Source organism: Haloterrigena sp. KLK7 (assembly GCF_037914945.1).
Lineage (GTDB): Archaea > Halobacteriota > Halobacteria > Halobacteriales > Natrialbaceae > Haloterrigena > Haloterrigena salinisoli.
Window position 1 is genome coordinate 1,575,308 of the sequence record NZ_CP149787.1, and the last position, 14,070, is coordinate 1,589,377.

The following is a 14,070-nucleotide window of genomic DNA, read 5'->3' on the forward strand; positions in this document are numbered from 1 at the left end:
TAGACCGATGGCCGTGGCGACCGAACCCCCACCCATGGCCGATCCCGACCGCGTCCTCGTCCCCACGCTCGGCCGTCCGCGGGAGGACGAGGCCCTCACCTACGCCCTCGAGACCTTCCCCGACGCCGAGATCACCCTGCTGGCGGTCGTGACGCCGCTGGACGCGCCGCTCAGCGAGGGCGGCGTCCTCGAGCGGAGCGAGGACCGCGCGTCACAGGCGCGATCCAGCGCGGCCGAGTTGCTCGAGTCGGTCGCCGAACCGACCGCGGCGGCGCGGGTTCGAGTCGAGACCGTCGACGGGCGGCCCGGAAACGTCATCCCGCAGTACGCGAGCGAGGCGGACGTCGATCACGTCGTCATGTACGGCCACGGGACCGAGACGAGCGGCTTCGTCCGGCGGTTCCTCGGCCGCGGAATCGCCGCGACCGTCGTCGAACGCACCTCGGAGCCGGTGACGGTCCTCGAGTGAGGCGCCGTCGCCTCGGTCTCGAGCCGCCGCTCGCCCGCTCGAACGCCGTCACCCGCCGATGACGGCCGCGAGCAGCCGGTACAGTCCGTAGCCGACGACGATCGAACTTCCCAGCGTCAGCAGCCAGAACGTGATCGTGACGCCGATCTTCCGTCGCGAGACGCCGGCCGAGCCGCCGGCCAGCCCGCCGCCGATGACCCCAGAGAGGACGATGTTGTTCAGCGAGACCGGAATCCCGAGCGCGATGGCCAACTGCGCGACGACGAAGCCCGGCACGAGCGCGGCGATCGAGCGCCGGACGCCGAGCTGGGCGTACTCCCGCGAGGTCGCCTGCAGCAGTCGCGGCGCGGCCATCCAGGCGCCCGCGAGGATGCCGGTCGCACCGATCGCCAGCAGGACGATTCCCGGCAGACCGAGTTCGACGCGAAAGAGGTTCTCGAGCGGGCCGGTCGCGAGGCCGACCTGCGAGCCCCCCGAGGAGAAGGCGACGATGCCGCCCAGGACGAGCAGGAACGACCGAATCCCGTCCTCGACGGAGACGCGGACGCGCTCGCGGACCCAGTAGAAGGCGAGCGCGCCGCAGGCGATCGTCACGAGGGCGGTCCCGAGGTCGAACTCGCCGACCAGCGCCGGTCCGCCGCCGAACTGCCGGGCGACGAAGCCGGCGAGGGTGCCCTGGTCAGCCGCCGGATCCGGGATGATCCCGAGGCGGACGTTCGCGACGATGGCGCCGACGATGCCGGCCAGCAGCGGCACGCCCACCGTCTCGGGGACGTCGTCGCGTCGCAGGACCGTCGCCGTCGCGTACGCCAGCCCACCGGACATCACCGGCACCAGCGCCCAGAAGATCCCGAGCCGGCGGTAGGTCGCCATCGCCGGATCGCCGCCCAGCGAGAGGCCGACGCCGACCATCGCGCCCGTCGTCGCGAACGCGGCGGGGATCGGATACCGCGTGTAGATGCCGATCGCCATGAACGTCGCCGCCGTCAGCAGGCCGGCGGTGGCGGCCAGCGGCGTGATCACGACACCGTTGATGAGATCCGCGCCGACCGTCTCGGAGATGCTCCCGCCCTGCATGAGCGCCCCCGCGGCCGCGAGCAGCCCGATCACGAACGCGGCCTGCATCGTCGAGATCGCGTTCGCGCCGATCGCGGGGGCGAAGGGCGGTGAGTTGCTGTTCGCCCCGAGCACCCACGACATGAACAGACAGGTGACGATCGCGGTCCCGACGAGTACCGCAGACGACAGTGCGACCATTACGTCTCGTACCCCGTCGTTCCACGACCCGGTGGAAAAGCGTTGGCTCGGCGGGCCCTATACGGACCGCTTTTCCAGCACCGCTCGGTAGTGGGCGTCCCCGTCGGCCCGGAGCACGTCGCAGACGCGCCACGGCGTCTCGACCGTCGTCTCGCGGAGCCGAGCGGGCGAACACAGCAGGAAGTGCAGCGTCCGACCGACCTCGCGGTACCGCCCGCCGTCGGCCCGTTCGCCCACGAACTCGAGGTGAAAACACCGGTGAGCGATTCCCTCGCGGGGATCCGACCGGTAGCCGAAGCAGTCGTCCAGTCGCGTCGGATCGTAGTTGTCGACGACGCCCATCGCCTCGTCGGCCGTGACGCGGGCGAACTCCCGAAGCAACTCGCGGATCCCCGCCAGCGAGCCGCCCAGTCCCAGCTGGGTGCCGGCGGCGTGGACGGCCCCGAACGCGCCCGTCGGCACCGGCAGGTCGAACATGTCGCCGACGAGGACGGCCTCGAGGCCGCTCCGCTTCGAGGTCCCGCGGCCCTCGCACCGCTCGCGGGCCGTCAGGACCGCGTTCGGGCTCGCGTCGACGCCGACGGCCGCGACGTCGCGGGCGGCCCACCACAGGAGGTGCGCGCCCGCGCCACAGCCGACGTCGAGGATCGGCTCGCAGTCGGCCAGGCGCTCGAGGGCCTCGATCGTGGCCCGGTCCCAGGACTCGCTGGGCGAGAAGTAGAACGACTCGACGTTGCCGTCCCGGGTGTCGGCGCCGTCGCGATAGACGAGTTCTCCCGGTTCGTCGCGGTGGTGTGCGAGCATCGCTCGGCCGAGCGGATCGGCCGCCGCCTGCATTCCGTCGCGATCCCCTGTCGGCTGTGAGCCCACCGGTCGAGTCCGATCTCGTCCCATGCTCGAGTCGACGTCTCGGCCGATAGTAAAGATCTAGTGACATGTGTTCTACGCACACATTGAACACAATCCCGACCGCTACCGATTTACGACGATCGATCCAACGCTCACGCATGAAGGTCGAATTCGACGAGGAGGTCTGTATCGGGATGTACCAGTGCGTCGCCGAGTGGGACGCCTTCGAGAAGGACACGTCGAAGGGAAAGGCCGTCCTCGAGGGCAGCGAGGAGGTCGAGGACGGCGTCTTCGCCCGCGAGGTTCCCGAGAGCGCGGAACTGGACGCGAAGTTCGCCGCCCGGACCTGTCCCGTCGACGCGATCAGGATCTACGACGACGACGGCGAACAGTTGATTCCCTGATTTCCCTCGATTCCGACTCGCCGTCGTCGACCCGTCACCGAGCGACGGCGGCCTCGACCAGCGCGGCCTCCGCCGATCGGAGCAGCGTCGACGCCGCGCTCTCCGAACAGTCCAGTTTAGCGGCGACCTCGGCCAGCGACCCCGTTCGCGGGACGTCGAAGTAGCCCAGTTCCTGAGCGACCTCGAGCGCCTCGAATTGGCGGGCGGTGAGCCGCCCCGCGAGCGTCTCCGCGCGACGTTGGTGTTCGCTCACGCGCCGGACCTCGACGCCGACGCCGTCGGGAATGCGTCCGAGCAGCGTCGGCATCGCTTCGGGATCGCCAAGAACGGTGATGTGAACGTTCTCTCGGCCCGTGTACACCATCGGTGGGACGATCACGAGGCCGGGAAGATCGAACGCCTCGAGGAGCGCAACGTCGGAGCTCCGGAGGTCCATCTCCACGTAGCCGTAGAACGTATCGGCGTCGACCGGCGTGAGGTCGTATCGGTACATGTGCTCGAGGTCGTCGGCCAGATCGCCGAGCACGCCGGGATCGCCGACGATCAGTGACAGGAAGCGGATCCGCCGGGCCTCGCGGTCGATCTCCCAGGAGAGCACCTCCTCGCGCCGGACCGACTCGAGCGTCCCCTCGGGAGCCGGCGACTGCATCGCGGGCGGGAGTCGAAGGGTGAGATCGGCCGATTGCACAGCGGGCGTTCGACAGCCTCATATAAAGAGGTTCAGTGGTTCGAGCGAGCGACGATGACCTATCGGCGCGAACCGAGAGCTATGAGCGACGCACGACCGTCGACGTCCTCGCTTCCGGGCCCCCGCGGCCTCCCGCTCGTCGGAAACACGATCTCGTTCGCCCGCGAACCGCTCGCGTTCCTCGAGGCGATCCGCGAGTACGGCGACCTCGCCCGGTACGAGGCGTTCGGTCGCGAGTTCGTCGTCGTTTCCCGCCCCGACCTCGTCGAAGCGGTGCTGGTCTCTCGGAGCGACGAGTTCTGGCGGGGGTCGTTCGAACACGAGTTGGGCGAAGGCGTCGGTATCGAAGGGGTGTTCTTCTCCGAGGGCGAGCAGTGGCGACGGCAGCGGCTGCTCCTGCAGAACGCGTTCACGCCGGCGCGGATCGAATCGTACGCCGAGGTCATGGTCGACGAGACCGTCCGAGAAGTCGACGGCTGGCGCGAGAGCACGGTCGTCGACGTGAACGAACGGCTGTCGACGCTGACCCTCGGCGCGCTCACGCGGTCGCTGTTCGCGCTCCCGCTCGAGGGCGACCGCGCCGACCGCGTGCGACGCTGGGTCGACGCTATGGGCGCGTACCTCGAAGCCGACTTCTTCGGCCCGGGCGCCGTGTTGCCGTCGTGGCTGCCGCGGCGAACCGAACGCGAGTACGAGCGCGCTACGGCCGACGTCGAAGCGCTCGTCGGTGACCTCCTGACGGAGCGTCGAGAATCGGACGGCGAGGGCGACGACCTCCTTTCGCTGCTCGCGACGGCCGAGTACCCCGACGGAACCCGTCCCTCGGCCGACGAAATCTCCGATCAGTTGTTGACGTTCCTGCTCGCGGGCCACGAGACGACCGCAACCGCGCTCACCTACGCCTGTTGGTTCCTCGCGGCCGACGACGAGATTCGGGAACGGCTCGAGCGGGAGGTCGAGGCCGTCTGCGGCGACCGCGACCCGACGTTCGCCGATCTCCCCGAACTGACCGTTGCCAAGGCCGTCGGTCGAGAGGCGTTGCGGCTCTATCCGCCGCTGCCGTTCCTCCACCGAGAGCCCCGCGAGCCGACGTCCCTCGACGGCGTCCGCGTCGCGCCTGGGACGACGATCCAGTTGAACATGTACGGGATCCACCGCGACGATCGCTGGTGGGCTGCTCCCGATTCGTTCCGTCCGGGGCGCTGGCTCGACGACGCCGATCGACCCGAGTACGCCTCCTTCCCCTTCGGCGGGGGACCGCGACACTGCATCGGCATGCGATTCGCGATGACGGAGCTCAAACTGTCGCTCGCGACGATCGCGCGTCGGGTCCGGTTCGACCGCGTCTCGACGTCGCTCGATCCGTCGATCGAGGTCTCGCTCGATCCAGGGACCGTCGAGATGCGTGTTCGTCGACCGTAGCCGCGGGCTCGCTTCTCGAGGTCCGGATTCGACGGTCGTCGGTGCGTTCTTCTGGTGGGATACTAAGCATGGTCGATCGTCACTACGCGTCTCTCTCCGTCCCCGTTATCGACGAAAAAAGCGGGCTCGAAACCGAGAGACCGCGATTACGAGATCTCGTCGTACTGCTCGGAGAGCTTCTCGGCGGCCTCGCCGAGCTGGTTGCGCTCGTACTCGGTGAGGTCCCACTCGACGATCTCCTCGACGCCGTCGGAGCCGAGTTTGACGGGGACGCCGAAGGCGGTGTCCTCCTGCCCGTACTCGCCCTCGAGTTTGACGCTGCAGGGCAGCACCTCGCCCGTATCGCGGAGGATGGCCTCGACCGTGTGGCCGACGCCGGTCGCCGGGCCCCACTGGGTCGCGCCCTTCTTCTCGATGACGTTCATCGCCGAGGTCTGGAGCTCCTCGAGCAGGTCGTCCTTCTCGTCCTCGTCGAACTCGGGGTCCTGCCCGTTGACGCGGACCTTCGAGAACACGGGGACCTGCGCGTCGCCGTGTTCGCCGAGGATCGTCGCCTCGACGTTCTGGACCGGTGCGTCGAAGCGCTGGGAGATCACGTAGCGGAACCGGGCGGAGTCGAGCCGGCCGCCGAAGCCGATCACCTTCTCGCGGGCGCGGTCGCCCGTCTCGTAGAGGTGGCGGTTGAGCAGGTCGACGGGGTTCGACGTGGTGACGGTGACGAAGTCGTCGTTGTGCTCGGCGATCGAGGAGCCGATGTCCTCCATGATCGGCGCGTTGTCGCCGGCCAGATCGATCCGGGTCTGGCCCGGCTGGCGCGGGATGCCGGCGGTGATGACGACGACGTCCGAGCCGGCGGTGTCCTCGTAGCCGCCCTGCCGGATCGTCGTGTTGGCGTCGTAGGCCGCGCCGTGGTTGACGTCGGCGGCCTGCCCGATCGTGTCGTCTTCCTTGTCCGGAATGTCCACCAGGACGAGTTCGTCGGCGATGTCCCGAAGCGCGATGTTGTACGCCGCAGCGGCCCCGACCGTGCCGGCCGCTCCGACTACGCTAACTTTCGTCATACCACGTAAATCTCTACCACGCTACGCGTTAAATCCGTCGGAAACCGCTCCGTGAGATGGTCTGACGATCGATCGTTCGACAGTCGTCGATCACCGGCGAGCCCGTCCGATTGCACCGCAGGAAACTACACGTGTCATCACATCTCGAGCGTATTCGGTTCGAAAATCACACGTCCGTCGGCTAGTGGCCGCGAGCGATCGGCGGCAGTGTCGATCGAGCGATCCGCCTCGAGGCCGACGGCCGCGGACCGACGCGGCAGCCGCGATCGGCGTGGGAGCGACCACGGCCACTGGCCGGAACCGAACCGATCATTGCCGACGTCGTCGTCGTTCGCGTATGCGCGTCAGCGTTATCGGCGGCGGTGCGATCACCGACGAACAGGCGGCTCGCGCGGAAGCCGTCGGGCGGGAACTCGGCGCCCGCGAGCACACGGTCGTCTGCGGCGGCCGCGGCGGGACGATGGAAGCGGTCTGTCGCGGCGCGACGGACGAGGGCGGCACGACGATCGGGATTCTCCCGAGCGACCGCCGCGAACAGGCGAACGAGTACGTCGACATCCCGGTCGCGACGGGGCTCGGCCACGCCAGGAACGCCCTCGTCCCCATGAACGGCGACGCAGTTATCGCGCTCACCGGCGGCGTCGGCACCCTCTCGGAGATCGGCTTCGCCGGCATCTACGACCGACCCGTCGTCGGCCTCGCGACCCACGACGTCTCGAGTCTCGAGGCTGACCTCGCGCTCGAGATCGAGACCGTCGAGACGCCGGCGGCAGCGGTCGACGCGGTTGAGGCGGCGCTCGAGCGTCGTTCCTGAGCGGGAGCCCGGCGGTTCCGAGCGGCAATCAGATGGAACTGATATAGCTGCGGAACTGACTACCGGCCGACATGGGGCTCGTGGCCGAATTCGACATCTCCTGTGAGCGGCTTCCGCTCGTCGGCGTCGCAGCGGCCGTGCCGGACGCGGCGCTGACGCTCGAGTTACAGTACAATCACGGCGAGCGGCCGCCGTTTCTCGCCACCGTGACCGGTGGCTCGCCGACCGCGATCGAACGCGCCTTCGACGACGCCGTCGACGTCGCCGAGTGGACGCTGGTGGGTGAAGCCGGCGACACGCGGCGCTATCAGGCGTTACCGGCGTTCAGCTTCGAGGAGCAACTCGGGGCTCACCTCGACGATCTCGAGGGACTGAAGGCGCTCGCAACGGCCGACGCCATCATCGAACGAATCGAAGTGACTAGCGAGGGGTGGACGCAGACGGGCTGGTTCGCCGACCGCACGGCGTTCGACTCGTTCCGGAAGTTCTGGCAGCGCAACGACTATTTCCGGCTCCGTCGACTCACTCGAGACGGTGATCCCGAACCGCCCGGCGACGGGCTCACCGACCCCCAGCGCGAGGCGCTTCGGACGGCCTACGAACTGGGCTATTTCCGCGTTCCGCGGGGTGCGTCGCTCGAGGACGTCGCGGCGGAATTGGGCGTTTCGGCGTCGTCGGTCTCCGAACGCCTGCGCCGCGCCCAGACGCAACTCATCGAGGAGTCGGTCGCCACGATGTGGCCGCCGCTGCACCACTGAGGGCGTTCCATCGGACGCTCGACGATCGGATCTCCCGGAGCCGTCTCGTGGAACTCGAGGGCGTCGGTCGCGTCGGTATCCAGACGGCGCCCGACCGGGTCGCGACGGCGCTTCGAACCTTCCGGCAGGAGCAAACGTCAGGGGCTCGATCGGCGCTCGGACTGAAACTCGCTTTCGAGGACGAGAGCTGTCACTTTGATAGCGGACGTCGACGGCTTCGACGAGCGATTCGGGGACGAGGAGATCCGTCCCGCCTCGAAGGGGATGGCCCGTCAAACCGAGTCGCGCTCCGTTCGCCGGCGTTCGGGCGCTGCAGCGTCGCCCGTTCGCCCCTTCGCAGCTTTTTCGACGTTCCAATCCCTCGAGACGGATATGAGCGACTTCGACAAGGAAGCCGAGCGCGAGAAACTCCGGGAGAAGTACGAGCGCGATCAGGAGGAGCGACAGGCCACCCAGCGCATGAGCGATCTACTGCTCAAGGGCGCGACGATGACCAACGCCCACTGCGGCACCTGCGGCGACCCCCTGTTCCAGATGGACGGCACCACCTTCTGTCCGAGCTGTCACGGCAACCCCGACGCCGTCGAGGGGACGCAACTCGAGGCCCAGTCGGCCGAGGAGACGGCCGACGAAGCGACCGACGAGACGGCCAGCGACCGGGACGCGACCCGTCGCGACTCGAGCCAGGCGGCCGGCGGCTCCGAGTCGACCGAAACGGCCGAACCGGACGCCGCGGCCACACGCTCGGACCGACGTCGCGGCCAGCAGGCGGGCGGTGCCGACGCGAGCGGGCCGACCGACTCGAGGACGGCGGCCGACGAGACCGCGGCGGGCGACTCGGAAACCGCGAGCGAGACTCCGACGGCCCCCGCCGCCGCGGACGACCGGCAGCCGTCGACCGCTCGCTCGGAGTCGACGCGCTCGACCGGCGCCGACCGCGAGCGCGCCCCCCGATCGGCCACCGACGACCGGCGATCGACTGGCGGTGCCAGCGCCGGCAGGACCGCTCGCGCCGCTGACGGCGACCTCGAGGCCGCCCACGATTCGCTCGTCGCGGCCCTCGAGAAGTTCGCCGGAAAGGCCGCGGCGACGGACGACCCCCGCTACGCGAAGGAGTGTCTCGAGGCGGCCCGCGAGGCCGGCGAGACCCTCGAGACGCTGCGCTGATCGGCGTCGGTCCGGTTTCGCGTCGGTCGACTCGAGCGGACGACGCCCCGATCGGCGCCGTCAGCCGTCGGATCGCTCGACACTCGTTCTATCGTTCGGATCGCTCGCGTTCGTTCGACGGCGGTCGAACGGAGCGCGATTCGGAGTCGCGAGTGATTCTATTCTTAACTGTTTGCGGGAACGTGTTCACGGGACTTCCCACCCGGTAAGAACGGCCTCGCCCCGTTATACGTCGGCTCTTCATAGGATCGCATGTCTATGAACGATCGCATCGGCGCACCCGGATCCGGCCTCTCGCGACGCGACGTGATGATCGCCACCGGCGGCGCGGCGGCCCTGGCCGGCTGTATGAGCCGCAGTCGGGCGGACGATCCCGAGTCGTCGGAGTCGAGCAATGAAGACGAAGACGAAGACGAGGGCCGGTCGTCGGACCTCCCCTGGACGAGCGCGCCCGAAGTCGTTCGGGTGGACGAACAGGGCGGGAGCGTGACGCTGCGTTCGGTGACGTCTCGGCACGCCGTCCACCCGATGGATTCGATGGGCGGCCCGATCGAACTCCCGAAGGTCTGGGCGTTTCAGGCCGACGACGGCGAGCCGAGCGTTCCCGGCCCGATCCTTCGGACCACGGAGGGCAACGACATGGAAGTCACGCTGGACAACACGGACGCCAGCCATCCCCACACCCTGCACTTCCACGGCGTGCGGAAGACGTGGGAGAACGACGGCGTTCCCACGACGACCGGGATCCGCGTCGATCCCGGCGAGAAGCACACCTACACGATCCCGGCGAACGTCCCCGGAACGCACTTCTATCACTGCCACTACCAGACCCATCGCCACATCGATATGGGGATGTACGGGATCTTCCGCGTCGATCCGAAGGGGTACGAACCCGCCGACAAGGAGTACTTCTTCACCCTCAAGGACTGGGACTCGCGGGTCAACCGGCAGCTGGCCGGTGAGGACGTGGACTACAGTCCGCGCCAGCGCAACCCCGACGTGTTCACGATCAACGGAAAGAGCCTCCCCCGGACGCTCCACCCCGAGGAGGGGTCGCCGATCATCGTCGACCACGGTGACACCGTCCGCCTCCACATGGTCAACGCGGGCTACATGTCCCACCCGATGCACACACACAACCACCGGTACCGCCTCGTCGAGAAGGACGGCGGGCAGATCCCCGAAGCCGCCCAGTACGAACAGGACATCACGAACATCGCGCCAGCCGAGCGCCACACTATCGAGTTCGAGGCCGACGCCGACCCCGGCATCTACCTCATGCACTGCCACAAGGTCGACCACGCCATGAACGGGCGCTCATACCCCGGCGGGATGGTCAACGGCATCGTCTATCGCGACGCGATGGACACCGACGTCTTCGCTGATCTCATGGAGTACGCCGGATACAAGGGCTAAGCCGACGATACAGGTCGTCGGGAGAGTTCCACGCCGGTACGATCACGAGAGCCGGTATCGACGGGCGCCGGAGGGTTTCCGAATCGGTCGCACGGATTCCGGTCGATACACGCCTCTTTCTTCCGGTCGAACGGGTACCGTCCGATGGACGCGGTTCGCTCCGGTCGGGGATCCTCGAGCGACCGCGATTCGCACTCGATTCAAGTAAATAGATATATATATAAGTAAAAGATATAGAATTACTAGAATAACGAGGATACTACGATAATGGCACTGGCTAATATGCTCCTCCTGACCGTCCTCGCCGTCCTGGCCGGGTTGACGATGACGTGTTGTCTCTGCCTCGACCGCGAGAAACTCCGCCGAACCGTCGGTGAGTACGATTACCGACTCCGGGAAGTCGCCCCGTATCTCGGCGTCGCGGCGCTGTTCTTCCTGACTAAGCGGGCGACTCACGGCTACAGCGTGAAACTCTCGCACGCGCTCGACTGGGATATCACGGCCGAACTCTACGCCGTCGAAGGCGAGTTCGTCGCACACCTCCAGCGTATCGATCCACCGGCTATGCTGGAGTTCTTCTCAATCATGTACATGTTCGGCTTTCCGTTCCTCCTGGTGACCGCGCCGATCCTCTACTTCGCGTTGCCCTCCCAGCGCCACCTCAAGGAGTTGCTCATCGCGTACGTGCTCAACTACGTGATCGGCGCGATCTGTTACACGCTGTTCATCGCGTACGGACCGCGAAACCATCTGTCGACCGTCGAGGGCCTCATGTACGACTTCTACCCGCAAACGCAGGACATGACGTCGGCGGTCTCGGCGAACACGGACGTGTTCCCGTCGCTGCACACGTCGCTGGCGGTCGTCGTCCTGCTGTTCGCGTGGCGCTCGCGCCGGGAGTACCCCCGCTGGTTCCCGCTCGCCGCGTTCGTGGTCTCCAGCGTCGTCTTCTCGACGATGTACCTGGGCATCCACTGGTTGACGGACGTCGTGGCCGGCCTCGTCCTCGGCGTGGGAAGCGTCTACGCCGCGGAACGGATCGTCGCCCGCTCGGAAGGCGACGCCGGTCGGGTGACCGTTCCCGGCGACCGCGAGGAGGGGATCGCGTCCGACGCGACCGACTGACGTAAACGCCGACTACCCCGTATACTCGCTCCCGATGACCTCCCGGATCCGCTCGGCGGTCACCGCCCCGACGCCGTCGGCCTCCTGTAACTCGTCTTCGGTCGCGATCATCATCGCCTCGACGGTGCCGAACTCCTCGAGCAGCGAGCGCGCCGTCACGGGCCCGATCTCGGCGATCGAGGAGACGACGTACTCCTGTTGCTCGGCGAGCGTCTTCGACTGCTTCTCGCCGTGGACCGACACCTCCCGGTCGGCCGTCTCCTGCTCGCGGCCGGCGATTACCGCCAGCAGTTCGGTCGTTTCCTCCTCGCCCTCCGTCCGGAGGACGCTCGCGCCGAAGTCGACGGCCAGACTCGAGAGCGCGCCTCGGACTGCGTTGGGGTGGACGTCCCGCTGCTCGTAGAGGCCGTCGCCCTCGACGATCACGATCGGCCGGGAGTAGTGGCGGGCCATCGCGCCGACCTGCTCGAAGACCGACCGGTCGCCGCCGACCAGCGAGTCGACGAAGTCCGCGACGGACTTGCGCTCGACGACCACCCGGTCCGAACAGACGTAGTCGCCGACGTCGAGCGTCTCGAGGGTCACTTCGATCTCCTCGCGTCTCGAGAGGTCTCGCGCGATGTTGGCGTCCATCTCGCGCTGGTCGGCGACGACCTCGATCGCGTCGCCCTCGGCGTGGGGTTCGTGGGTTTCGACGTCGTCTCCCGCAGCGCCGTCTCCGCTCTCCTCGTTCCCGTCGGAGCCGTCTTCGGTTTCGCCGTCGCCCGCGAAATCCCGCAGTCCCGGCTGTGTCGAAACCCCTTCAGTTCCACTGGAAGAATCGCCGACGGCGTCGGGGTTTTCGCCTTGCCCGTCCACTTTCACTTCGCTTTCCGCGGCGCCTCGGCTCGCGGCTCCGCCGCTCGCCCCGTCCGAGGAGCGTCGCTCCTCGCTCCCGTCGAAGTCCGTCAGCGCCTGCTGGGAGTCGTCGAGTTCCGCCTCGAGCTCGTCGGCGACCCCTTTCAGGTCGCGCAGCTCCGACTCCATCTCCTTCTCGCGGCGCCGCGAGATCCAGAAGTAGGCCTCGTCGCGGGTGTCCTCGGCCATCAGGACGACGACCCGGCCCTCGGACTGGCGGCCGGTTCGGCCCTTGCGCTGGATGGAGCGGATCGCCGTCGGGACGGGCTCGTAGAAGAGCACGAGGTCGACCTCCGGCACGTCCAGCCCCTCCTCGGCGACCGAGGTGGAGACCAGCACCTCGAACTCGCCGCCGCGGAACTGGTCGAGCACTTCCTGTTGCTCCGTCTGTGTCATCCCGTCCGAGCCCTCGCGGTCGCCCTGCCCGACGAACCGCTTGGCCTCGAAGCTCTCCGAGAGGAACTCCGTCAGCGCCTCCGCGGTGTCGCGGGACTCGGTGAAGACGATGACGCGTTCGCCGCCCTCGAGACCCAGCGTCTCGGCGAGCAGCATTCTGGTCTTGCGGTACTTGGGGTGGAGCTGGTCGAAGCTCTCGGCCTTGCGCATCGCCTCCCGCACTCGCGGGTCCGACACCAGCCGCTGGCTCGCCTTCGAGGCGCCCGACGAGCGGGCCTGGTTGCGCTGGCGGTCGAAGTACCGACAGACGGCCTCGACGCTCTGGGTCTCGACCAGCGTCACGGCCTGCCGGAGCTTCATGATCTCCGCGTGGATGGACATCCCCTCGAACCCCTCCGACTGGTCGTTGTTGATCAGCTTCTGGAGCTCCGCGCGCATCTTGTTCAGGTCCTTCTGGGACTGGTCGGGCTGGGTCGAGGACGCGACGCCGAGTTCCTTCAGCTTCTCGAGGCGCTCCTTGATTACCTCGTTGAGCCCGTCCCGGATCTCGATGACCTCCTCTGGGAGGTCGATGCGCTCCCACTCGACGTCGGTGTCGTGGGTGAACTCGTCGACGTCGGCGTCCTCCTCGGTCATCACCTCGACCTCCTGCAGGCCGAGGTTCTCGCAGACCTCGAGGATGGCCTCCTCGTCGCCGCCGGGGGAGGCCGACATGCCGGTCACCAGCGGATCCGTCGCGTCGGCGTGGTAACGCTCGGCGATATAGTTGTACGCGTAGTCACCCGTTGCGCGGTGGCACTCGTCGAAGGTGATGTGAGTCACGTCGGACAGGGAGATCCGACTGCCGACGAGGTCGTTCTCGATCACCTGCGGGGTCGCCATCACGACCGTCGCTTCCTCCCACATCGCGGCGCGGTCGTCGGGACTGACGTCGCCCGTGAAGACGACGATCTCCTCGTCGGGGATCTGCAGCGCTTCGCGGTAGAAATCGGCGTGTTGCTGGACGAGGGGTTTCGTCGGCGCGAGCATCAGCGACTTGCCGCCGACCTCCTCGAGTCGGCGGGCCGTGACGAGCAGGCTCACAGTCGTCTTCCCCAGTCCGGTCGGGAGACAGACGAGCGTGTGATGGTTCGCGGCCGTTCCCGCGAGCTTTAGCTGGTAGAGTCGCCGTTCTAGAAAGTCGGGCTCGAGGAGCGGATGCTCGATCGAGGGCGGTTCCTCGTCCTGTGCTGCCATTGCCGGCGATTCGACGCGGCCGCGGTTAAGCGTTGAGAAAGCGGGGTGGAAGTGAACGCGATGTTCGAGCCGGCTTCCTCCCGCGGCGCTATCGTCGATTTCAGCCCGAAC

At 67.7% G+C, this 14,070-nt stretch carries 13 protein-coding genes; 8 read left to right on the plus strand and 5 right to left on the minus strand.

Going from position 1 to position 14,070, the window contains the following annotated elements:
• Window positions 1–34: 34 nt before the first annotated feature.
• Entirely contained in the window at window positions 35–469 is a 435-nt protein-coding gene (locus WD430_RS07760) for a universal stress protein (RefSeq protein WP_339105448.1), read from the plus strand.
• A 48-nt stretch (window positions 470–517) separates the two neighbouring features.
• Here WD430_RS07760 and WD430_RS07765 read toward each other — a convergent pair whose 3' ends face one another.
• Window positions 518–1,726, minus strand: a complete 1,209-nt coding sequence (locus WD430_RS07765) for an inorganic phosphate transporter (RefSeq protein WP_339105449.1) — start codon at window positions 1,724–1,726, stop codon at window positions 518–520.
• A gap of 57 nt (window positions 1,727–1,783) precedes the next feature.
• Window positions 1,784–2,620: a class I SAM-dependent methyltransferase gene (locus WD430_RS07770; protein WP_407067142.1), complete on the minus strand. Its 837-nt coding sequence runs from the start codon at window positions 2,618–2,620 to the stop codon at window positions 1,784–1,786.
• A gap of 113 nt (window positions 2,621–2,733) precedes the next feature.
• Between WD430_RS07770 and WD430_RS07775 the strand changes: the two genes are divergently transcribed.
• Window positions 2,734–2,979, plus strand: coding sequence for a ferredoxin (locus tag WD430_RS07775; protein WP_339105450.1), 246 nt, complete (start codon window positions 2,734–2,736; stop codon window positions 2,977–2,979).
• Window positions 2,980–3,013: 34 nt separating this feature from the next.
• On the opposite strand, the gene WD430_RS07780 is transcribed toward WD430_RS07775, so the two are convergent.
• Complete coding sequence (locus WD430_RS07780) at window positions 3,014–3,667, minus strand: helix-turn-helix domain-containing protein (RefSeq protein WP_339105451.1); 654 nt, start codon at window positions 3,665–3,667, stop codon at window positions 3,014–3,016.
• 81 nt (window positions 3,668–3,748) lie between these two features.
• Here WD430_RS07780 and WD430_RS07785 point away from each other — a divergent pair, with 81 nt between their 5' ends.
• Window positions 3,749–5,089 (plus strand): cytochrome P450, encoded by a 1,341-nt coding sequence (locus WD430_RS07785; RefSeq protein WP_339105452.1) that lies wholly within the window; start codon window positions 3,749–3,751, stop codon window positions 5,087–5,089.
• Between the two features lie 146 nt (window positions 5,090–5,235).
• Here WD430_RS07785 and mdh read toward each other — a convergent pair whose 3' ends face one another.
• The gene (gene mdh, locus WD430_RS07790) at window positions 5,236–6,150 is read right to left on the minus strand and encodes a malate dehydrogenase (protein ID WP_339105453.1); all 915 of its coding nucleotides are present in this window, start codon (window positions 6,148–6,150) and stop codon (window positions 5,236–5,238) included.
• A gap of 337 nt (window positions 6,151–6,487) precedes the next feature.
• On the opposite strand from mdh, the gene WD430_RS07795 reads away from it, so the two are divergent.
• From WD430_RS07795 to WD430_RS07820, 5 genes are all read left to right on the plus strand, one after another.
• The gene (locus WD430_RS07795; protein ID WP_339105454.1) at window positions 6,488–6,964 is read left to right on the plus strand and encodes a TIGR00725 family protein; all 477 of its coding nucleotides are present in this window, start codon (window positions 6,488–6,490) and stop codon (window positions 6,962–6,964) included.
• Window positions 6,965–7,035: 71 nt separating this feature from the next.
• Window positions 7,036–7,722: a helix-turn-helix domain-containing protein gene (locus tag WD430_RS07800; RefSeq protein ID WP_339105455.1), complete on the plus strand. Its 687-nt coding sequence runs from the start codon at window positions 7,036–7,038 to the stop codon at window positions 7,720–7,722.
• Window positions 7,723–8,094: 372 nt separating this feature from the next.
• Window positions 8,095–8,889 (plus strand): Sjogren's syndrome/scleroderma autoantigen 1 family protein, encoded by a 795-nt coding sequence (locus WD430_RS07810; protein ID WP_339105456.1) that lies wholly within the window; start codon window positions 8,095–8,097, stop codon window positions 8,887–8,889.
• A gap of 258 nt (window positions 8,890–9,147) precedes the next feature.
• Window positions 9,148–10,305 carry a multicopper oxidase domain-containing protein gene (locus WD430_RS07815; protein ID WP_339105457.1) on the plus strand — a complete coding sequence of 386 codons (1,158 nt, stop codon included), beginning with the start codon at window positions 9,148–9,150 and terminating at the stop codon, window positions 10,303–10,305.
• A gap of 267 nt (window positions 10,306–10,572) precedes the next feature.
• Window positions 10,573–11,430: a phosphatase PAP2 family protein gene (locus WD430_RS07820; protein ID WP_339105458.1), complete on the plus strand. Its 858-nt coding sequence runs from the start codon at window positions 10,573–10,575 to the stop codon at window positions 11,428–11,430.
• A 12-nt stretch (window positions 11,431–11,442) separates the two neighbouring features.
• Here WD430_RS07820 and WD430_RS07825 read toward each other — a convergent pair whose 3' ends face one another.
• Window positions 11,443–13,959, minus strand: coding sequence for a DEAD/DEAH box helicase (locus WD430_RS07825; RefSeq protein WP_339105459.1), 2,517 nt, complete (start codon window positions 13,957–13,959; stop codon window positions 11,443–11,445).
• Between the last annotated feature and the right edge of the window lie 111 nt (window positions 13,960–14,070).